The sequence below is a fragment of the Microcoleus sp. C2D2 genome, assembly GCF_036702495.1.
Classification (GTDB): Bacteria; Cyanobacteriota; Cyanobacteriia; order Cyanobacteriales; family Microcoleaceae; genus Microcoleus.
In genome coordinates this window covers 1-20611 of record NZ_JAUBTO010000028.1, presented here as the reverse complement: position 1 = coordinate 20611, position 20611 = coordinate 1, and the positions used below count along the sequence as shown (strand labels likewise).

At 45.1% G+C, this 20611-nt stretch carries 19 protein-coding genes; 8 read left to right on the top strand and 11 right to left on the bottom strand.

The features are described 5' to 3' along the window. Nucleotides 1–49: 49 nt before the first annotated feature. The 4 genes from psbQ to petC all read right to left on the bottom strand — a co-directional run bounded on the left by psbQ (nt 50) and on the right by petC (nt 3371). A complete protein-coding gene (psbQ, locus tag QUB61_RS11860; protein ID WP_333124049.1) occupies nt 50–493 on the bottom strand; it encodes a photosystem II protein PsbQ in 444 nt (147 codons plus the stop codon). Nucleotides 494–652: 159 nt separating this feature from the next. Next, a complete protein-coding gene (locus QUB61_RS11855; protein ID WP_333124051.1) occupies nt 653–1504 on the bottom strand; it encodes an alpha/beta fold hydrolase in 852 nt (283 codons plus the stop codon). A 105-nt stretch (nt 1505–1609) separates the two neighbouring features. Continuing rightward, nucleotides 1610–2599, bottom strand: coding sequence for a cytochrome f (petA, locus tag QUB61_RS11850; protein ID WP_333124054.1), 990 nt, complete (start codon nt 2597–2599; stop codon nt 1610–1612). Nucleotides 2600–2828: 229 nt separating this feature from the next. Next, nucleotides 2829–3371, bottom strand: a complete 543-nt coding sequence (gene petC / locus QUB61_RS11845) for a cytochrome b6-f complex iron-sulfur subunit (protein WP_333124057.1) — start codon at nt 3369–3371, stop codon at nt 2829–2831. Between the two features lie 214 nt (nt 3372–3585). Between petC and QUB61_RS11840 the strand changes: the two genes are divergently transcribed. The 3 genes from QUB61_RS11840 (at nt 3586) to QUB61_RS11830 (ending at nt 6150) form a co-directional block, all read left to right on the top strand. Further along, entirely contained in the window at nt 3586–3903 is a 318-nt protein-coding gene (locus tag QUB61_RS11840) for a DUF3067 family protein (RefSeq protein ID WP_333124058.1), read from the top strand. A 411-nt stretch (nt 3904–4314) separates the two neighbouring features. Next, a complete protein-coding gene (locus QUB61_RS11835) occupies nt 4315–4623 on the top strand; it encodes a carbon dioxide-concentrating mechanism protein CcmK (RefSeq protein WP_006631236.1) in 309 nt (102 codons plus the stop codon). 150 nt (nt 4624–4773) lie between these two features. After that, nucleotides 4774–6150, top strand: coding sequence for a hypothetical protein (locus QUB61_RS11830; protein WP_333124061.1), 1377 nt, complete (start codon nt 4774–4776; stop codon nt 6148–6150). 310 nt (nt 6151–6460) lie between these two features. Here the strand turns inward: QUB61_RS11830 and tatC are convergent, their stop codons facing one another. Then, entirely contained in the window at nt 6461–7306 is an 846-nt protein-coding gene (gene tatC, locus QUB61_RS11825) for a twin-arginine translocase subunit TatC (protein ID WP_333124064.1), read from the bottom strand. Between the two features lie 71 nt (nt 7307–7377). On the opposite strand from tatC, the gene QUB61_RS11820 reads away from it, so the two are divergent. Continuing rightward, the gene (locus QUB61_RS11820) at nt 7378–7551 is read left to right on the top strand and encodes a hypothetical protein (protein ID WP_333124067.1); all 174 of its coding nucleotides are present in this window, start codon (nt 7378–7380) and stop codon (nt 7549–7551) included. A gap of 203 nt (nt 7552–7754) precedes the next feature. On the opposite strand, the gene QUB61_RS11815 is transcribed toward QUB61_RS11820, so the two are convergent. From QUB61_RS11815 to QUB61_RS11795, 5 genes are all read right to left on the bottom strand, one after another. Next, entirely contained in the window at nt 7755–8045 is a 291-nt protein-coding gene (locus tag QUB61_RS11815) for a hypothetical protein (protein WP_333124071.1), read from the bottom strand. 107 nt (nt 8046–8152) lie between these two features. Next, nucleotides 8153–8278: a hypothetical protein gene (locus QUB61_RS11810; RefSeq protein ID WP_333124074.1), complete on the bottom strand. Its 126-nt coding sequence runs from the start codon at nt 8276–8278 to the stop codon at nt 8153–8155. A gap of 102 nt (nt 8279–8380) precedes the next feature. Beyond that, nucleotides 8381–9328, bottom strand: coding sequence for an NAD(P)-dependent alcohol dehydrogenase (locus QUB61_RS11805; RefSeq protein ID WP_333124076.1), 948 nt, complete (start codon nt 9326–9328; stop codon nt 8381–8383). Between the two features lie 181 nt (nt 9329–9509). Next, a complete protein-coding gene (locus QUB61_RS11800; RefSeq protein WP_333124079.1) occupies nt 9510–9749 on the bottom strand; it encodes an EAL domain-containing protein in 240 nt (79 codons plus the stop codon). 492 nt (nt 9750–10241) lie between these two features. Beyond that, nucleotides 10242–11696, bottom strand: coding sequence for a diguanylate cyclase (locus QUB61_RS11795; protein ID WP_333124085.1), 1455 nt, complete (start codon nt 11694–11696; stop codon nt 10242–10244). Between the two features lie 417 nt (nt 11697–12113). Between QUB61_RS11795 and QUB61_RS11790 the strand changes: the two genes are divergently transcribed. From QUB61_RS11790 to QUB61_RS11775, 4 genes are all read left to right on the top strand, one after another. Beyond that, nucleotides 12114–15140, top strand: a complete 3027-nt coding sequence (locus QUB61_RS11790) for a PAS domain S-box protein (protein ID WP_333124087.1) — start codon at nt 12114–12116, stop codon at nt 15138–15140. A 337-nt stretch (nt 15141–15477) separates the two neighbouring features. Further along, nucleotides 15478–16236 carry an SDR family oxidoreductase gene (locus tag QUB61_RS11785; RefSeq protein WP_333124090.1) on the top strand — a complete coding sequence of 253 codons (759 nt, stop codon included), beginning with the start codon at nt 15478–15480 and terminating at the stop codon, nt 16234–16236. 184 nt (nt 16237–16420) lie between these two features. Then, nucleotides 16421–17518, top strand: coding sequence for a DJ-1/PfpI/YhbO family deglycase/protease (locus tag QUB61_RS11780; RefSeq protein WP_333124093.1), 1098 nt, complete (start codon nt 16421–16423; stop codon nt 17516–17518). A gap of 478 nt (nt 17519–17996) precedes the next feature. Further along, a complete protein-coding gene (locus QUB61_RS11775; RefSeq protein WP_333124095.1) occupies nt 17997–18701 on the top strand; it encodes a rhomboid family intramembrane serine protease in 705 nt (234 codons plus the stop codon). Between the two features lie 402 nt (nt 18702–19103). Here QUB61_RS11775 and QUB61_RS11770 read toward each other — a convergent pair. Then, nucleotides 19104–20611: Ig-like domain-containing protein (locus tag QUB61_RS11770; RefSeq protein ID WP_445300615.1), on the bottom strand; the 1508-nt coding region annotated here is incomplete at its 5' end.

The window sequence follows — 20611 nt, the reverse complement described above, 5'->3', positions numbered from 1 at the left end:
GGCATCTTGCCTGTTCTTGACAATGATACAAGATGTGAGTTAAGGCTAATTAAGCTTTAGGAATTAGCTGCAAGAAGGTATCGAAATCATTGACAGCTTTTTGATAGCTGGCCGTGACTTTTGCATAGTCAAGGTCTTTAGCACCAAGATCGATGTTAACCAACTCGGTAAACAAACTCTTGGTCAAATCAACAGCTTGTTGTTGAGACTTAGGCAATAAACTCGCAGAGACCGTTTTCATGGTGTTGCGCAAGTCGCCTAGAGGCCCGTGAATGTAAGTTCTGGTATCAACCCAATTTCGCTGTTGAATTAGGGTGCCCAATTTGTCCATGCGCGATCGGAACTCTGTCAGAGTAGGAACATAGCGCTGAATTTGCTGGATTTGGGCTGTTGTGTAAGTCGTTGGAACTTTTGCTTCGACACTGCTGCAACTAACCAGAAATGCCATCAAAAACGCCATCATCAAGGCAAAAATTGAACGGGGACGAGTCATGTCGATTTTAGATTTTAGATTTTAGATTTTAGATTGCTCGTTGCGAGCGGGCACAGGGCGGGTACGGGGTTGCTCGTGTTCGTTCCAAGGCTCTGCCTGGAAACGCAGAGGCTTTGGCTCTGCTTCGCTGACCCAGCACCGAGAGTTATGTACAAAATATTATTTTACCTCCTGGCGGCGCAGAAAAGTTATCAGAGCATCGCCAACTTTTTCTGACCAATGTTCTTGAGGATAATGCCCCGCTTGTTCCAGTGTGACTAACTCTGCATTTTGCAGGGAACCGACTAGCTTTTGAGCAGGTTCAACACTCAGCCAAGGATCTGTCAAACCCCACACAAATAAAGTTGGTCGAGTCCAGGCTTTCAATCCGGATTCAATTTCGGCCATTGACTGCGGCAATTGAATATTGCGGACTGTATTCATCAGCGATCGCCCCGCATCCGAACTCTTCAAAAACGGGCGGCGGTAAACATCTAAATCTTTGTCTGATATCGTCTGGCGGCTGCCGCCTTCGAGAGTTCTGTCAACCAAAAGCGGGTCTTGCGTCATCATGTCGCCAATAAAAGGCAGCCCCAACTGCTGCATTTTCCAAGGCAACTTGATATCTGCTGAAACTGGTGTATTGATGACAGCTAAACGCTCAATTTTATCGGGATTTCGCAAAGCGTATTGAATGCCTGCTGAAGCTAAAAATCCTTGGACAACCAGGTAAAATCGGTCTAATTCTATAGCTTGAATAAAGCCTGTGAGGGCGTCAACAAAAGCATCCGGAGTATAGGAAAAGTCGCGTTTGTCTGGTTTTGTCGATCGCCCGTAACCCACCCAATCTGGGGCGATCGATCTAAATCCCTGTGCCGCCAAATCCGGCATAATAACAGTCCAGGTAAAACTCTGGGACGGCAAACCGTGCAGCAGCAGTACGGGCGGTTTATCAGTTTTGTTAACCGGATTTGTTTCCCGATAAAACCATTGCAGCGGGCCTACTTCAACTATTTTCTCATCAATTGACATTATTTTACTTGTTATTTATCAAACAATAAGGCGGGGAATACCCGCCCTACTTACCTAATAGTTGGGTGCGCACAGAGTACCTTACCCAACTAATTACAGCCGCCCTTAGAAATTCATTTCAGCAGCTTGAACTTTTTCGACCTGTTTCTTCTTGAGAACCAGCATAATTTGAGCCAGCATGGTCAAAGCCACGAAAGCCATCAATCCTTTAACGCGATCGGCACTTTGCAGCACAATTTCCACGTCTTTTTGACCGAAGCCGCCCACATTAGGATTGCTCGTCAAAAGTTCGCCTGCTGCAACTGTTTGTCCTTCGGTAACAATCAGTTCGGGGCCGGCGGGAATCGTATCAACAACGGCTGCACCTTCGGCAGGTTGAATTGTCACTTCATAACCGCCATCTTCAGGTTGAGCAATCTTAGAAATGGTGCCAGCTACCGAAGCATTATAAACAGTATTATTGCTCTTGTCGCCAGTAGGATAAACCTGACCGCGGCCGCGGTTGCCTCCGACATAAATTTGGTATTTGCCGTAGTGAACCGACTTGTCTGTTTCCGGATTCGGCGACAAAACGGGGAATACCAATTCTTTGTATTGTTCTCCCGGCAGTGGGCCCACTAAAACAATATTTTCTTGGGTTTCGCTGTAAGGTTGGAAGTAAAGGTCGCCGACTTTTTCCTTCATTTCTTCGGGAATTCTGTCCTCGGGAGCAATCTTGAAACCTTCGGGCAACATCACAACTGCGCCGACATTCAAGCCGCCTTTGCTGCCGTCGCCGACAACTTGTTGCACGCTAGTATCGTAGGGAATTTTGACAATAGCTTCAAAAACTGTGTCAGGCAAAACAGATTGCGGTACTTCAACTTCAGTCGGTTTTGCACCGAGGTGACAGTTAGCGCAAACAATGCGGCCTGTTGCTTCGCGGGGAGTAGCGGGTGCTGTTTGCTGGGCCCAGAAAGGGTAAGCAAATGCTGCTTGGGGAAATGCGATGTCGCTGGTGAGGAAAAATCCTGCTGCGGCGATCGCAATTAAGGCAGTTTTCGCGATCGTCCTGGCACTGCGGCGAAATATCGCAGATAAATTAGTTTGTGGCATTAGAGTATTCAATCTCAAAGGTCAGACAATTTGGTCATTGGTCAGTGGTCATTGGTCATTGGTCATTGGTCATTGGTCATTGGTCATTGGTCATTGGTCATTTGTTATTGGTTATTTGTTATTGGAACTAACTACTAACGAGTAACCACTAACTACTAACGAGTAACCACTAACGACTGGCTACTAACTACTGACTGCTGACTGCTGACTGCTGACTAATGACTAATAACTATGACCACCAAGGTGCTTCGCCGGTGCGGAAATCAGTTTCTTTCCAAGTTGTAAAAGCGATCTTGTCATCTGCGACAGTGGCGTGGGCCAGGGCCAGAGACAAAGGCGCGGGGCCGCGCACCACTTTGCCCTCATTGTTGTATTGAGAACCGTGGCAAGGACAGATAAACTTGTTTTCGCTAACATTCCAAGGCACGACGCAACCCAAGTGAGTGCAGACTGCATTGATGCCGTAGTCGGCGATAGATAAGTCTTCTTTCACCACAATATAGGTGGGGTCGCCTTTGAGACCTTGGGCTAAGGTGCGATCGCCCGCAGGGTGCGAAGCCAAATATTCGCTAACGATGATGTCGTTACCCAAGGCATCTTTAGCTGTCACTCCGCCGCCAACTGCCCCACTCGACGGAGGAACAAAATATTGGACAACGGGATAGAGTGCGCCCAGTGCAACACCTGTGACTGTACCGAACGTCAGCAAATTCATAAATTGGCGACGCCCCATATCGGGGACATCGGGATTTCCAGCAGAAGATTGAGCCATGACCTGCCTTTACGGTTTTAAGTTACGTTTGTTTGTTAGCTGTTAGCGAACCTGTACGTGCAGAGGAAGGAGGATAATTGCCGTTAATCTGCTCGCACAAATTTTAGGTCGCGAAAATTCCTTTTAAGAATGCGCCTTCCAGCCTTTATTAGAGTATTATTACATTTTTTGAACTTTGTCTTTTATTGTTTAATGGATTAACTCAGGAGCAACCATGACGGGCAAGGATTTACACCAGCTACTGCTAGAAAAATGGGGAAAGTCTTACGATATCAGATTGCGGCGGACGCGGGGCAAGATTTTTGTGCAAGTTATGTGGAAATATCTAGAACAGGCATCTTTTCCGATGACGGAGGCTGATTATTTGGAGCATTTGGATGCGGTGGCCAATTACCTCAACGGCTGGGGCAGCACGGCACAGGTGAGAGAATACATTGTAAATACTCGCGAGCGCCCGCGCTTGGGCAAAGCTGTCAGCGTTCCCCTAGATTTGGGTGAAAGAGCCTCGGAGTGGTTGCTAGACGAGTTTTGAATCACTCAGTCGATTTTAGATTTTAGATTTTAGATTTTAGATTGACTCCACAGCCGGGATCTGGGGGAGTTCCCTAAAGTTTTGTGTCGCGCCGCGGCCCGATTAGTTGAGCCCAAAGTCCCGAAAATCGATCGGCGAGCTTGTCATACGACTTGCCGCTGGTGAGAAACTAAGCTGTGGCGCATCTAATTTGCACGGGTGTTTTGATTCAAAGTCTTGTGTGGCGGGCTTTGCTGCGCCCCGCCAACTGTGGGATTTAAATGCCGCAACAGTTTCTGGGGCTTTTTAGGGGCTTTTTAAATTTTGGGCGATCGTCCTTCATTCTTACCAAAATCATCGGAACCAATTTCTGTCAACAATTTCACATACAATGAGTGTCAGATATCTTGTGAAATTTAGGAGAATGTTGTAATGGGTGTTGCACTGGGAATGGTTGAAGTCTTAGGATTTCCCGCTGCAGTAGAAGTTGCGGACTCAATGGTGAAAGCAGCCCGTGTTACTTTAGTTCGCTATGAGAAAATAACCCGCGCCTACTGGACAATTATAGTGCGAGGAGATGTCTCTGAAGTGCAAGCAGCCGTTGCTGCTGGAATTGAATCAGTTAAAAAGGTCGATGGCGGAAAGTTGCTATCGTATCACATAATTGCTCGTCCCCACGAGAATCTGGATTACGTTTTGCCGATCGGCTACACGCCTGAAGTGGAACAGTTCCGAATGTAATCAAAGTTTTGACAAAACTTTGGTGTTGAATTATAATTTTCAGTAATTATAGAGGCGCGGGCGATCGCGTCTCTATATAATACATTTTTGGTTGCCGATAATTAATAATTAAGATATTTTTGTTTTATTTGACTAGAAGGTAGCCAGAACATGAATATTACAGAGAAGAATCAACTAAATCCTCATCCTCAGAAAAAAATACCAAAATGGATTACTGTACTTGGAAAAATTTGCATATTATCCATATTAACTATTGGCTGTATCTTATTTTTATCAAAATATAACATAGCCGATAACATGACTATTCCATTAAAGGAATTTTCAAAGAATGAATACCCTGAAAATCCAGGCGACATCAGTAGTCATTACAGACAATATGCTGATCGGAGACTAACCCTTGTTAAAAAAGATGAAACTCATTTTGATTTTGTACTAGACCCTACTAATCCGCACACAGCTAAAATATCTTTTAAAAACATTGATGTGAGTTTATTTGTTCCCAAGAATCCAGATTGGGTAAAGAAAAATAAAAATTTAGAAACTATAGCTTTGGTCGATCGAGAATGGAATAGGCAACAAGTAAGTTTTAAGCCAGAATCAAGCAATATTGAAGTGTCAGGCGGTGACGGATTTGAAAAAAATAATTTAGTTTCTGTTGATTTGGCAAATAATTGCTTAAATGCTGGCTTGTGGGAGGTATTGCTATTTGTTAAGGAAGGAGAATTTAAAAAACTTTATTACCAAGGTTGGTTTACTTTCCCAAAGGGACATTACAAAAACATATTTGAGAATAACAATAAAGTTTCTTACTGGGAAAATTGGTATAAACTAGAACACTGGCAAAACCCGGCGGGGACTCCTATAGATTTGCCAGCATTAAGACAATTTAGCTCAGAAAAAGAAGTTCCGGCCCAGTTTCTGGCAGATGAGAGATTTATCACATCTGGAGAGCAAAACAGGAAATTCAAATTAGTTTTCGGTGATAATATTTTAACCTGGGAAGAATTACAAAATTCACAAGCTAAATTTGCATCTTTTGTTCCTCCAGGTCGATATGATGTAAATAAACCTTGGAGCAATGAGTTTTGGAGAATAGCAAATTTTGAAAAAGCTATTTTGAGAGATGTGAAATCTCCTGGCTCTAATCAAATTTTGCAGGAACTCGAACTAATATTCAAAGACAAAAGAACAGGTGAAAAAAATAGGTATATTGTGAGTGGATTCAATTTAGATAAAATTCCTCAGCTTGCTGTAAGTGACTATTCCAAAGGCTTGTATATGCCTATGGGAATTGGCATACCGCCTTTTTTTCAAAGTTATGAAGATTTAAAACAAGCTCCTCCTTTTCAAAGTCCTTATTTTAGTGTTTTACTTGACTCTCAAAATAAATGGATCAATCATCATGAAACTGCAATTGATGGCGTAGTGATGCATCGAGATCGGGATAATCCAGAATTACTACATTTTTATTTCCTCACCTACGAGCGTCACAGCTTACTCGGACACTATATAATTACAAGCAGATAAATAGGGAAATCTGATCGCCCTGAAAGTATAAAAACTTCAAGGTTTTGAAATATTTCTACTGGTATTGGAAGCGGAGCAAGCAACCAAGATCAAACACGGGTGAGTAACCAGGATTTAGTAAGCTGTTGTGCATTTAAATTGTATATTTCGAGTCCCGATCAAAAATCGTCAAATCCTCTCCCCCTCTCCCCTTCACCCCCTCTCCCTCTCTAATACCATAGGCAATCTAGATGCAACACAGCTTATCAGATATCAACTTGACATCCCCGATTTCTTAAAAAAGTCGGGAACTCAATATTCTTTAGTTTAATCAACGTCCTAAAAGCTTCACCAAACCAACGCCGCCAAAATACAAGGCGAGCACCGCACCTCCTAAAAGACTTTGCGTTAAAGGGTCAGTAGAAGGCGTTAACACCGCTCCCAAAACTGCCGCTCCCAAGACTACATACCGCCAGCCCGAGAGCATTTGGTTTGAAGAAACTATGCCCAAAACGCCGAGCAATACTTGGACAATCGGGATTTGAAAAGCTAAGCCAGTGCTGAACATTAACAGCAGCACAAATTTAAAGTATTTGTCGATCGACCACAACTGCTCTACAACATCCGCTCCATAGGTAACAAAGAAGTTAAGCGCCGCCGGAATCAGAGCAATGTAAGCAAATACTAACCCGCCCAAAAATAGGAAACTTGAACCGAAAAACACTGGCCCGAGCAACCTGCGTTCTTTGCGAGTCAAGCCGGGGAGAACAAACAGCGCTATCTGGTAAAAAATAAACGGACTGGCGATGAGCAAACCGCTGTATCCGGCTACTTCGATAGAAACAAAGAAATACTCGCCGGGAGCTAGTTGCAGAAACTTGACTGGCCCGGCCGGTACTTCTAGCAGTTGCACGATGGGTTTAACTGTTAAAAAGCAACCGATTACAGCGATTGCTACTGCAATTAGCGAGTAGAAAAGTCGCTGCCGCAATTCTTCTAAATGGTCGAATAAAGACATTTCAACTTCGTCAGGAAGTTCGTCTAGAAATTCGTTTTCTAGGTTGCGGGAACCCATCGCACCGCCTGCGATTGGTGCAATGCTGTTTTCCGGGCTAATTGCTTCGAGGTTGTTGTCGGAACCTTGTTCGGATGTCTCCAAGTTTGAGGGCGCAGTCATAGGGATTTTTGATTTTATTTAGGTTTTAGGTTTATTAGTCCTGGACGCAGGCAGATTCAAAAACCCGGTTTATGGGTGAACTTCTATGGCTCACAACAAAGATTTTGACTCTTAACGGGGTTTTTTGGGCAAGCGTCCTATTTATGCAAACTGCGGGCGATCGCTCTTTTACTTTAACTCCAACCTGGCATTTTTTGGTAGACTTTTGCCACGTACCAGGTATAGTCATCGGGCTGGGATTCTGACACTGCTTTGAGAATGCAGGTTGGCGATCGCGATCGCGGTCAATCGATTTTAGATTTTAGATTTTAGATTTTAGATTGAAGCATTGGCCCCACGGATAAATTCGGGGGCTCCTTTATCGGATACACGTTTTTTATTTCTCCACGGATGAATCCGGGGGCTTGTATCCTGGATGCTTTCGGTCATTTTCCGCTTCCCAGTACAATCAATAGTATAAGTCGCTGAAGAAACTGCCGCGCTTGCCTTCTTTTTTCCCTGCCGCTAAAACATCGTCGGGCTTGCAGTTTCCGGCAAAAAGTTCGTAAACTTGCCGCCTCACCAATCTGGCGTCATTTTTAACGGCAAGCAGCGAGCTTTTGGCGAGGGCTGCACCCGATTCTTTGGCAATACAAAGGTAGCGCTCAACGGTTTCCTCTAGGTCTTTATCGTTGACTGTTAAGTCGATTTTAAACTGAGATGTTGCACCATTCTCAATAAGCTTTTTATGAACAGGCAAGATGCCTGTTCCACAATAAAATTCACTCTTTGTGGAACAGGCATCTTGCCTGTTCCTGAGAATGGTGCAAGATGTGAGTTTTAAACTGTTTTCCTCCCGGGAGCCAATCAGGCGGCGCAGTAGTAGGGAAGTCCGCGCTGCCACAGGTAAGGTATAATGCGCGAGTCGAGTTTTTCGGCGGTGTCGAACTCGGCGATAGACTCGGCAATTTGTCCTAGTTTAAATTTAACCATCCCCGCCGAATGTAAGCTTTAGTTTCTTCCGGTGGCGATGGGATTCTCTGCTTCCAGTCAGAGAGTTCTGTTTCTAATTCGTTTTGGTTAAACATGATTTTTTTAACTGTCAATGCCGATCGCAATTTTGCCGACAGCGCGGCCCGTTTCGCTGTAAGCGTGGGCTGCTGCTACTTCTGCTAAGCTGTAAGTGCGATCGACAATCGGCTCAACTTTACCGGATTCTATTAACTCCCGCAAAACCCCTAAATCGCCAGTGTTGGCATTGGCTACAATTAATTTAGCTTTCTTCCCCGATACAAACCAGCTCGTTAACATCGGTGCGAGGTTTTCGACGCTCGGCAAAGTCGAGATATAAACTCCCTCCGGCTGCAGCACCTTTTCGCATTCAGCAAATGTTCTTGTCGCGACCGCATCCAAAATTATATCATATTTTTGGGGCTGTTGAGTAAAGTCAATTTCTGCGTAATCCAGGACTAAATCTGCTCCCCAACTCTTGACAAATTCTCTGTTTTTAGCACTGCAAACTCCCGTTACTTCCGCCTTCATTGCTTTCGCAACTTGCACGGCAAAACTGCCGACTCCGCCGGAAGCGCCGTTAATCAATACTTTGTTTCCTGCTTGAATTTCACCCAAATCCCTCAGCGCTTGCAAAGCAGTTAAACCTGTAATCGGCACTGCTGCTGCTTCTGCATGAGTGATGTTTTTAGGTTTAATTGCCGCACTCGATTGTGGCACGACAGCGTACTCGGCACAAGCACCGCCAGTTATGGGATTTAAGAAAGTATAAACTTCATCTCCGGGTTGAAAGTTGGTGACTTCCCGGCCGACTTCCACCACAACTCCCGAGATGTCAGAACCGACTATTCGAGGAAAGTTAAATCCTGTCAATAGTTGCAGGTGTCCTTGCCGGATTTTCCAGTCTACGGGATTGACGCTGCTAGCGCGAACTCGCACTAACAATTCGTTGGATTTGGCGATCGGCTTGGACAATTCTCGGTACTGCAATTCCTCGGCGGAACCGTAGCGATCGAACGCAACTGCTTTCATGGCAAATTTTCCGGCCTATTTTTAATAAAAGACTCAATCCTGTACAACAATTACACCACATTCTATCTAAATGTGACAAATAAATTGAGTCAGCCTGGTAGCAGCAGGCGATCGACTCTTGGAAATCTCCAGACAGAAATCCGGCGTGAGGCAATGGGCCCGCTGGCGAGCGTGCGATCGACTAGCGATTAAAATTAATAGGGACGGGATGAGAGAGCCCATAACCCTGAGCATAATCTACTCCCATCTCCCGCAATTTTTCTAAGATAGTCTCGTCTTCGACAAACTCAGCTATAGTTTCAACATTCATCGCACGGGCTATACGATTAAAGCCTTCAACAAGCGCTTGAGAAATCAAATTATGACTAATATTCTTGACAAAAGCACCATCAATTTTTAGATAATCAACTGGTAAATTCATCAGATACGCTCATGAACTCCACCCACTGCCCAAATCATTTAAAGCAAAGCAACAGCCAATCTTTTTGAGTTCGCTCCTGAAATATCTGGCTCGATCAAAGTTCGCGATGGCTGCGGTTTCCGTGATTTCAAAACAAATGGTTTGTGGGGGGATTGGCTAGCGATAAAATTGTTCGATTAAAAACCTCATAAACCCATTATTACCAATGCTATCGCCAGAAAGATTGAGCGTAGACAAGCCTTTACTAATAAATTATGGTTCAAATAAATTATAATAATTCGAGAAAAAAGTTTCGATTAGCCAACAATCGATATTGGCGCTCGAGCCATAACGCTCGGCGGCGGGAATAAACTCATTGGGAGCCACTATTTCTCCCTTTTCGTCTAGCATTCTTAGCAAAATTTCATAAGGCTCTACTTATGGGTTAGAGGTAATAGAGACAATCTTTTGGGAGTAGAGACAAAAACGATTGGTTTCCAACGCTCGGCTGATTTAAGAAACCACGTGCCTCTCACCGCGTTGTCTAATTAGTTCCTCATCATCTAGACGATAAACATGAACACAGTTGCGACCTTGGCCTTTGGCGACATAACAAGCTGCATCAGCCGCCTCCATAACCTCCATCAAATCTTTGCTGGTGTGGTTAATGGCAACAACTCCAATACTGACCCCGATGATAAAGGTTTTGCTATCCCAAATAAACCGAAACTCATGCACTAGGTCTTTGAGTTGTTCGGCAATCTTAGCTGCTTGAGAGAGGGGACATGGAGTAAGCAAAAGACCAAATTCATCACCTCCCAAGCGAGCCAGTGTGTCATTAGCACGAACTCCCTTTTGTAAAAGTGTAGTGATTTGGCGCAGTAGCTCATCGCCAGCAACATGACCTGCGGTATCGTTAACGAGTTTGAACCGATCTAAATCTAAATAACAGAGAGCGTGCTGCTGATTGCTATCTTGACAAGAGGCGATCGCCTCAATTAGTTGCTGCTCAAATCCTCGACGGTTGATTAAACCCGTCAGAGCATCGTGAGTGGCTTCCCAAGAGAGTTGACGAGCAAGATTGCGCGATTCGGTAACATCATGAAAGACGATGACTGCCCCGAGAATTTGACCTTGGCGGTCTCGAATCGGTGCTGCTGAGTCCTCAATGGCATACTCCGTCCCATCGCGCGCAATGAGAATAGTATCCTTAGCTAAGCCCACAATTCGTTTCTCCAACAGAGCCTTGCCGATCGGATTCTCTACTGGCTGTCGCGTTACTTCATGGACAATTACAAAGACTGCAGACAGGGGGAGTCCCTGAGCCTCATGAGCCTTCCAGCCTGTCAATTGCTCAGCGATAGGATTGAAATATCGCACATTACCTTGACCATTGGTAGTAATAACTGCATCACCAATCGATTGGAGCGTCACTTGAGCTAGTTCTTTTTCGGCAAAGAGGGACTCTTCGAGACGTTGGCGTTCTTCGATTTCTCTCAAGAGACGTAAATTCTGCTCTTGGAGGCTTTGTTGCAACCGTCGGATGGTTAGGTGAGTTTCGACACGAGCTAATACTTCTTCGACTTGAAACGGCTTAGCAATATAATCTACCCCACCAACAGCAAGCCCCTGAACCTTATTGAAAGTTTCATTGAGAGCACTCAAAAAAATTATCGGAGTGCCTGTGGTTTGCTCGTCAGATTTTAATAGTTTACAAACTTCATAGCCATCAATATCGGGCAAGTTAATGTCGAGTAAAATTAGTTCCGTCCATGGCGATTGGGCGGCTCGGATAGCCATTGCGCCTGTTGTGGCACCGCGAACTTTATAACCGTGTGTCCTCAAAGTAAGGCTGAGAAGACGCAGGTTAGCAGGCAGATCGTCAACAATTAAAATATTGCCTCGGTAGTTGGTAGCTGGATCGCTAACCCGATCGCTAGTTCCATCGACACTCCTGCTGATTTCCATACTTTTCTGCTACAGGACTATAACCCTATGAACAAGAGTATACTTGAATTATTAGGTGATCCACTCACTTGACGTAGAAAGAAGTCGTGCGATCGCAGAGTTCTAGGACTGGCACGGTGGCAGGGCCCCTACAAAATCTGACTTGTTCAGGTAGGGATAATCCCTCCGCGATTGCCCTTCTTCGTTTCGCGTAACATGGCAGAGAACCTTTTTTCGCCAGCCGATTTATGAACAACCACATTTGTTACAGGGCAAGTCTACTCCTCATTGCGATCGGATGTCTCGTGCTGCTGGGTTAGCAATTTGACATCTCCCTACTCAAAAGTGGTTTTCTCGGTATGACTTCGACCATGAAGCGGGCCATGGCAAAACTCACTCGCTAAGCACTTCAGCACTCATTAATAATTCAGGTTAGGTATGATTACACAATTTTTTGAAAGTGGAGGATTCATTCCTCACGGTCACTGCTATCTCTGGCAAACAAACTTAGTAGGATTACATATTTTATCCGATGGTGTAATCGCTTTAGCTTACTACTCCATCCCAATCATGCTAATCTACTTTGTGCGACAGCGCCAAGATACTCCATTTCAGAAAGTATTTTTTCTGTTTGGCGCCTTCATAATTGCCTGCGGTACAACTCATATCATGGAAATTTGGACGCTTTGGTTTCCTACTTATTGGCTTTCTGGAGGAATTAAAGCTATTACTGCTCTGATTTCTATATATACTGCATCTGAGCTAGTCTTTTTAATTCCATCAGCCTTAGCTTTACCTAGTCCAGCTCAACTTATGGCGGCCAATCAAGCCTTAGAGAAGGAGATCGACGATCGCAAGCGGGCTGAAAACGAACGCAAACAAATTGAGGTGGCTTTACGAAACAGTGAAGAGCAGTTTCGCAATGCGTTTGAAAATGCGTCAATTGGAATGGCGATCGTTTCACTTGATGGGCACTGGGTTAAAGTCAATCCTGCCTTATGTCAGATTATTGGCTACTCCTCAGAAGAGTTGTTAGCGTTAACTTTCCAAGACATTACCCATCCTGACGATTTAGACCTGGATCTTAGGTATGCACATCAGCTATTAGCAGGAACAATTTCCACTTACCAACTGGAAAAACGGTATTTCCACAAACAAGGACATATGGTTTGGATTCTTCTTGATGGCTCGCTAGTACAAGATGAACAGGGAAATCCACTGCATTTTATTGCTCAGATCCAAGAAATTACCGCTCGAAAAGAAGCTCAAAAGACGCTAGAGCTTCAGAGTGTTATTATGCATAACATGGCAGGTGGAGTGTGTTTAATTAAAGCCTCAGAGCTCACGATCGTCTACACCAATCCCAAATTTGACGCGATGTTTTGCTATGCAGAGGGTGAACTCGCAGGTCAATCGGTTGGTGTCTTGAATTATGTCGATACAGAGGTTACACCAGACGCAAGCGTTCTAGATATTGTCACTCAAATTGAGCAGAAAGGAGAAGCACAATATGAAGTCTACAATAAGAAAAAAGATGGAAGACTTTTTTGGTGCAGGGTTCATACGTCTAGGTTTGAGCATCCTGAATACGGAACTGTATATGTTGCGGTTCAGGAGGATGTGACAGAGCTCAAACAAGCTGAGCAAGCCTTGCAAGCTACCACAAATCGCCTCAACTTTCTCCTGAACTACAGCCCCGTCGTTATTTTTAGCTGTAAATCTGGTGGCAATTATGAAGCAACGTTCATCAGCGAAAATATCAAAGACGTATTTGGCTATGAAAGCATGGCGTTTTTAGGAGATGATGAATTTTGGGTGCATAACTTACACCCAGATGATGTAGAACGAGTGCTTAATGGCTTAGCCAATCCATTCGTCAATGATTTTTATTTACATGAATACCGTCTTCGCCGCTCAGATGGGGTTTATCGCTGGATACTATGTCAGCTCAGACTAATTCGAGATCGTGCAGGTAGACCAGTGGAAATGTTGGGATATTTAATTGACATTAACGATCGCAAACAAGCCGAGTTGGAACTTGAGCAAGCTAAAGAAGCAGCAGAAACAGCAAACCGAGCCAAAAGTATGTTCCTGTCCAATATGAGCCACGAACTCCGTACCCCTCTCAATGCTATTTTGGGATTTACGCAATTGATGAGTTACGATCCTGTTCTGACTCCCGAACTCCAACAAGATCTGGCGATCGTCAATCGTAGCGGCGAACATTTATTGGAATTGATTAACGACATTTTAGATTTATCCAAAATAGAGAGCGGACAGATGACTCTCTATCTTTCTGACTTCGATCTAAAAAAATTGCTGCGTTCTATTGAACAAATGTTGCAATTTAAAGCCAAATCGAAAGGATTGAAAGTAATTGTCGATCGAGACTCCAATCTTCCCCAATTTGTGCATACCGATGAGAAAAAACTCCATCAAGTCTTAGTCAATCTGCTGGGTAATGCGATTAAGTTTACTAATCAAGGAAGCGTCACCTTACGAGTAAGATCGCAACAGAGCGACCAAACGTCCTGTCGCCTATGTTTTGAAGTTGAGGATACTGGAGTGGGAATTGATCCAACAGAAGTTGACAGCTTATTTAAGCCGTTCGTGCAAGCTGAAGCTGGGAATAAATTGAATCAAGGTACTGGTCTAGGTCTAGCTATCAGCCAAAGATTTGTCCAACTCATGGGCAGTCAGATTCAGGTTCAAAGCACATTGAATCGGGGCAGCATTTTTTACTTTGAACTTGGGGTAAACTTACCTCAAGCAGTGTGCCTTGCCTCAGAATTGCCTCAACAAAGAGTGATTGGTATAGCTGCAGGACAACCAACTTACCGCATCCTTGTTGTTGAAGATTTAGAGGAAAATCGTCGCTTATTGGTCAAACTCCTTACCTCAGTCGGTTTTGAGGTGCGCGAAGCAACACAGGGAGTTGAAGCACTCGAAATCTGGGAAAGTTGGTTCCCAGACGTGATTTGGATGGATCTACGAATGCCGGTCATGGATGGCTGCACAGCTACCAAACGCATTAGAGAACACCCTCAGGGACAAGAGACTGTCATTATTGCTTTAACTGCCAGTATTTTTGAAGAAGATCGAGAGAAAGCTCTTATGGCTGGTTGTGACGAGTTTATGAGCAAGCCCTTTCAGGAAAGGCTCGTCTTTGACAAACTCGCTCAATACTTGGGAGTACAGTACATCTACACAGTTGCAGGAAAAGAGCCCCAAAAACTAGGTGTTTACACTTTATCTCCAGAAGATATAGCTGTGATGTCCTCTGAGTGGTTAGAAGAAATGTATCAAGCTGCTTACTATCTTGATACCGAAGCCATGAACGAGTTGATTACAGAAATTCCCGCATCTCAACCAACCCTTTCCAGTGCGCTAATTGATTCTGTCAATAACTTTAACTCTGACCAAATTATGGAGTTAATTCGACCTCTCCTCCCGAATCCCGTTTAGTTATCGAGTTTAAGGACAAAGAATCTATAGTGGTGTAAGGAGTGGCTGTATCTCGAATAAAGAAACATCAAAAAATAAGGCTTTAATGACGTAAAGCGGGTCGATCGCACTCAGGCAGCGGGCCCATTACCGATTGCCGGAGCCCAGTCGGTCGGCCTCCCAGAGTCGATCGCCCGCTGCTACAAGGCTGACTCAATTTTTTGTATCACATTTAGATGCATGGTGCTATATGATACAGCAATTCTATTTCGTTTGTGAAGGGGATTTATTTTTTTATTAACCGCAGAGGGCGCAGAGGGCGCAGAGAAAGAGAAAAAATAGAGATAGAGATAGAAAAATGATTGATTTAACCGGAAAGGTAATTTTAGTAACTGGCGGCTCGAAGGGGATTGGTGCAGTGACGGTGCGGACTCTGGTTAATGCTGGGGCTGAGGTGATTTTGCATTACTCTCGCAGTCAAACTGAAGCTGAAGCGGTAGCAGCAAGTGTGGCGCGCGATCGATGTTATTTATTAGCAGCAGATTTGATGCTGGAAAACGTAGCCTCGATTTTGTGGCGAGATGCTTTAAAATGGCGCGGTCATATTGATATTATAGTTAACAATGCTGGAATTATGCAGTCAGCCGGTATAGAGGACGAGTTCGATATTTGGTCGTCAGCTTGGCAGCAAACTCTACAAGTTAATTTAGTTGCAGTTGCCGACTTGTGCCGGGAAGCAATTATTTATTTTAAAACTCGCAGTGGAGGTACAATTATTAATATAGCAAGTCGCGCTGCTTTTCGCGGCGATGACCCGAATTATCTGCACTACGCCGCGTCAAAAGGTGCTATTGTGGCTTTAACTCGCAGCATTGCTAGAGGGTTTGCGGCTGATAATATTTTGGCTTTTACAGTTGCACCGGGATTTGTCAGTACAGAAATGTCTAATCAGTTTATTCAAAAGTGCGGCGAAGCTGATATTATTCGCGATATCCCGATCGGCAAAATCGCTCCTCCTCAAGATGTTGCCAATGTGATCGCATTTTTAGCGTCGGGTTTGGCTGCGCACGCTACCGGGACTACGATCGATATTAATGGAGCCTCTTACGTGCATTGATGCGATCGCACAACTTGCACAAAACATCTAATTGTAGGGTGCGCCGAATAGCACTTTACGACTACCTCCAAAGACTCACCATCGCACATTTTCCCACCTACTAATTTATCACTTTAGCAAGACGCGAAAACAGCAACAAATGAATTAAATTGATAGAAAATGGTACCTTGAGGGAAACTGAATTATGACAGCCGATAACAAAGCCCAAACTAAACGAGTTGCCATACTCATCGAAAATGCAGTTGAAGATTCGGAATTTCTAGTTCCTTACAATGCCTTAAAACAAGCAGGATTTGAAGTAGTTGTCCTCGGTTCCCGGACAAACGAAAAGTATGCAGGCAAACAAGGAAAACTTGCCATGCAAGCTGACGGAACTACCACTGAAGCAGTGCCCGCAGAATTCGATGCAGTGATAATTCCCGGCGGTATGGCTCCCGATCAAATGCGGACTAATCCCAATACAGTAAGGTTTGTACGAGAAGCATTCGAGCAAGGAAAAATCGTCGCTGCTGTTTGCCACGGCCCGCAAGTTTTGATTGAAGCCGACGTGTTAAAAGACAAAAAAGCCACAGGTTTCTTGTCAATTAAAAAAGACATGAGCAATGCCGGAGCTAACTATATCAACGAAGCTTTAGTAGTTGACGGCAACTTGATCACTTCCCGCCAACCGGGAGATTTAGCAATATTTACTACCGCAATTCTGGCTCGCCTCGGTTACGGCGGAAAAGAAGTCGGTTTGCCAGAAGAAACTGACACAAATGCAGAATGGTGGAAATTAGCTAATGGTTGGGGTGGCTCAACCCAAGGCGACATTGTTAAAGGTTTGAATACCGCCCTCGCAGGGGAACGCTATTCTAGCGAAGCCTTTCAAAATTATGCGGAAAAAACCCAAGACAGCGAGTTGCGATCGTTGCTGGCAGAAATCATTCAAAATAAACAGCACCACATCCTCGCTCTCGAAAACCGCCTCAACTATTTCGGCGAAAAACCCTCAATTCCCGCCCAAATTGCTGACAAATACGCTAAATTAAAAGCGTCGATGCAAGGAACCGATGAAACGTTCTTGCTGCGGAGCACTCTGGGTGATTTGCAAACCGGTGTTGTTGATATTAACAACCTGCGGGTGAAGTTCACAGATCCCGTATCAACTGCCATTTTGACAGAGATAGAATCGGATTTGTCTAAGTGCGAGCAAGCCGTTGCTAAACTCTACCGCGCCCGTGCGGTTTCCCAGGAAATTAAGTCGCCTAAACCTTCGACTAGCCCCGCTGTAAAAATGTAATCAGCAAGCGGATAAATAAGTTTGTAGTTGTCCTGAGGGATTAAAACCCGCACCAATATCGCAACTACAAACTTGCTATCCAATAATAAAATATACGCCTTTGCGGTAAAATAAAACCCAAGACTAAAAAGCAGATGTTCAAGTAACTGCAAGGTTGAGGGTTTTATTAAAGGGGTTCTATTTTTGTTTCAGCCGTAAACGGCGGGTTTGAAGGAAGCTTGCGGCACCCGGCGGCGGTACAAGCCCCCGGATTCATCCGTGCAGAAATAAAAAATATAGTATCCGATAACCAGCCCCCGGATACATCCGTGAAGTCGCTTTCTTCAATTCTTCAATTCTTTAAACTAAAATCTAAAATCTAAAATCTAAAATCTAAAATCTAAAATCGATTGACTTCTTCCCTCTTCCTTTAGACAGGAGACACCAGGGCGATAAATGCGCTACTGTGTTGCCAATATTTTGATGAGGAAAAAAGGCTGTGGTTCCCTTACGCGATGACAATCCCATTACTATCACTCCCTACGTCACCTACGGGCTGATTGCCGCAAACATATTAGTATTTTTGTACGAACTCACTTTGCCCGATCGACAATTAACCCAATTCTTCTACTCTTGGGCCGTAATTCCTTGCCAGTTAAGCAATATGTGTCCGGTTGCTCTGCCAGTTTCGCCATTTCCCGAATGGACGACACTAATTAGCTCCCAATTCCTGCACGCAGGCTTTCTCCACATCGCCGGAAATATGTTATTTCTGTGGATTTTTGGCAACAACGTAGAAGACCGTTTAGGACACGTCAAATTTATAATATTTTACCTTACTTGCGGCGTTTTAGCATCACTAACTCAGTGGTTTTTTTCCTCAACATCAGCCATTCCGTCCCTGGGTGCTAGCGGCGCGATCGCAGGCGTGATGGGAGCTTACATTCTCAGGTATCCCCAAGCCAAAGTTCTGACACTGCTTCCCTTGGGAATCTTTATTACCACCGTCAGAGTCCCCGCTTTCTTCTTTCTAGGATTTTGGTTTGCACAGCAAGCATTGAATGGCTTGGCTTCCTTGAATGCCCCGGCAACTGTCGGCATGGAATCCGGGGGAGTTGCCTACTGGGCCCACGCCGGCGGCTTTGTTTTCGGCGCTATTCTCGGCCCTTTATTGGGATTGTTTTCTGAAGATAATCAGATTTAATTTTTTACCGCAGATCAACGCAAATAAACGCAGATAAACTGCAAACAAAATCGGCGTTTATCTGCGTTTATCTGCGGTTCCAAACCTCTTATATTCCTAGATATAGCAACCGCCAAGACGGTTAGGACATTCTTAACCGCTGAAACCATTGCTATTACTGCTTCTTCCTTCTTCCTTCTTCCGACGGACATCGGACTTCTGCTATAAAAGTGGGGAGTTGCCTACTGAGTACAGACCCGTGGCTTTGTTTTACGTGCTATTCTCGCTCCTTTGTTGGGATTGTTTTCTGAAGATAATCAGATTTAATTTTTCACGGCTGATGAACGCAAATAAACGCAGATAAACTACCAAATAAATCGGCGTTTATCTGCGTTTATCTGCGGTTTCAAACCTCTTATCTTTTTAGATAAAAGTAAAGTCAAATCCCGAAAGAGAAGAAACCCCAGTTACACCATTTAACTTCGCCAAAATGCGAGAATCGCTGCCGGTGAGGTTATTGCCATTGCCGTCATAAATGATGTAAGTATTGCCGCCGGAATCGTAGGCAAACAAGAAAGCACTTCCTCCCAGAATATTTGCAGAAACTGTTGTCTGCACATTCAGCAGAACTTGGGTGTTACCGCCCAGATTCGGAAATCCGGGGGCAAAATTAAACTGATCCGCGATCGGCACACCGAGGTCTTTAAAATCAGTAATCTCATCGTATCCGCCCGCCGCGATCGCAGCCTCAATTGCCGCTGCAGAAGCAGCATTAAAGGCCGACCCACCATCTGCTGGGCTGGTATAGCGGTATTGATTGCTGCCGCCGCCCCCCGTCATGGTATCTGCGCCGGGGCCGCCTACGAGCACGTCGTTATCCAAACCGCCGTTAATCGTATCGTTGCCGCCTTGACCATCAATAGTATCGCTGCCCGCGAAACCGTTAAAATTGTCCGGCAAAGAACCCCCAACCAACTTGTTAAACCCGCTATCAGCCGGCAAGATTTGAACGGTGACAGTACCTGTGCCCGGACTTGTCCCGAATCCGTCGCTGACGCTGTAGGTGAAAGCAGTTGTACCCGCTACGTTGCCGGGGATGAATTGCACTTGAGAGACAAGATTTACCGCTATCCCCAGTTTCGGTGTGCTGACATTGATAATGTTGAGCGGCCCTTCTTGCGGGCTGGAATCGTTCGCCAGCACGTCAATGAAAGTGGGCAGCAAATTATTCGTATTTGTAAATACGATGCCGTCATCGACAGCAATCGGCGACAGGGTAGTTGGAACAGTTACGGAGGTATCGAAAGAATTGATGTTAATCGCCACTGAGGCTGCTGCCGTGCCGCCTTGGTCGTCAGCTACGCTGTAGCTGAAGGAGCCGGCTTGCCCGATCGCATTAGTTGCAGGTTGAAATTTCAGGCCGAGCAATTCCTGAACCGTCAATTTTTGGTTCACGGCGATCGGTTCGGTACCGGTAATTACTTGACCGAAAGTAGGATTGGGAAGTCCTACTACCCCGATCGACAGCGGCTGACCCTCCGGGTCGCTGGGCGCCGAAATGCTCAGAGACAGAGGCAAATTCTGCAAACCAGTCAGCGTCTTGCCAGTTTCCACGATCGGCGGCTGGTTAGGAGTCGGAGATGTAAAACTCGGCGGAGTCGGCCCCCCGCCAAAAGGCGGAGGAGGTGGGGGCGCCGCAGTTGGAGTCGGGACGATGGAAGGACTCGGACTCGGAGTCGGACTTGTCGTCGTCGGAGTCGGAGTCGGACTCGGAACCTGTGTCGGCAATGTCCCCGGTGCCGGAGTTGGATTCGGACTTGGACTCGGTGCCGGAGTTGGATTCGGAGTTGTCCCCGGACTTGGACTCGGTGCCGGAGTTGGATTCGGAGTTGTCCCCGGACTTGGACTCGGTGCCGGAGTTGGATTCGGAG

Excerpts from the sequence above, each read along its gene's own strand:
- QUB61_RS11785 (WP_333124090.1), top strand. The coding sequence starts at position 15,478 with ATGATTGATTTAACCGGAAAGGTAATTTTAGTAACTGGCGGCTCGAAG.
- QUB61_RS11780 (WP_333124093.1), top strand. The coding sequence starts at position 16,421 with ATGACAGCCGATAACAAAGCCCAAACTAAACGAGTTGCCATACTCATC.
- QUB61_RS11840 (WP_333124058.1), top strand. The coding sequence starts at position 3,586 with ATGACGGGCAAGGATTTACACCAGCTACTGCTAGAAAAATGGGGAAAG.
- QUB61_RS11820 (WP_333124067.1), top strand. The coding sequence starts at position 7,378 with ATGGGTGAACTTCTATGGCTCACAACAAAGATTTTGACTCTTAACGGG.
- QUB61_RS11810 (WP_333124074.1), bottom strand. The coding sequence starts at position 8,278 with ATGGTTAAATTTAAACTAGGACAAATTGCCGAGTCTATCGCCGAGTTC.
- QUB61_RS11800 (WP_333124079.1), bottom strand. The coding sequence starts at position 9,749 with ATGAATTTACCAGTTGATTATCTAAAAATTGATGGTGCTTTTGTCAAG.
- petC (WP_333124057.1), bottom strand. The coding sequence starts at position 3,371 with ATGGCTCAATCTTCTGCTGGAAATCCCGATGTCCCCGATATGGGGCGT.
- QUB61_RS11790 (WP_333124087.1), top strand. The coding sequence starts at position 12,114 with ATGATTACACAATTTTTTGAAAGTGGAGGATTCATTCCTCACGGTCAC.
- QUB61_RS11830 (WP_333124061.1), top strand. The coding sequence starts at position 4,774 with ATGAATATTACAGAGAAGAATCAACTAAATCCTCATCCTCAGAAAAAA.
- psbQ (WP_333124049.1), bottom strand. The coding sequence starts at position 493 with ATGACTCGTCCCCGTTCAATTTTTGCCTTGATGATGGCGTTTTTGATG.
- QUB61_RS11835 (WP_006631236.1), top strand. The coding sequence starts at position 4,315 with ATGGGTGTTGCACTGGGAATGGTTGAAGTCTTAGGATTTCCCGCTGCA.
- QUB61_RS11855 (WP_333124051.1), bottom strand. The coding sequence starts at position 1,504 with ATGTCAATTGATGAGAAAATAGTTGAAGTAGGCCCGCTGCAATGGTTT.
- QUB61_RS11805 (WP_333124076.1), bottom strand. The coding sequence starts at position 9,328 with ATGAAAGCAGTTGCGTTCGATCGCTACGGTTCCGCCGAGGAATTGCAG.
- QUB61_RS11795 (WP_333124085.1), bottom strand. The coding sequence starts at position 11,696 with ATGGAAATCAGCAGGAGTGTCGATGGAACTAGCGATCGGGTTAGCGAT.
- tatC (WP_333124064.1), bottom strand. The coding sequence starts at position 7,306 with ATGACTGCGCCCTCAAACTTGGAGACATCCGAACAAGGTTCCGACAAC.
- petA (WP_333124054.1), bottom strand. The coding sequence starts at position 2,599 with ATGCCACAAACTAATTTATCTGCGATATTTCGCCGCAGTGCCAGGACG.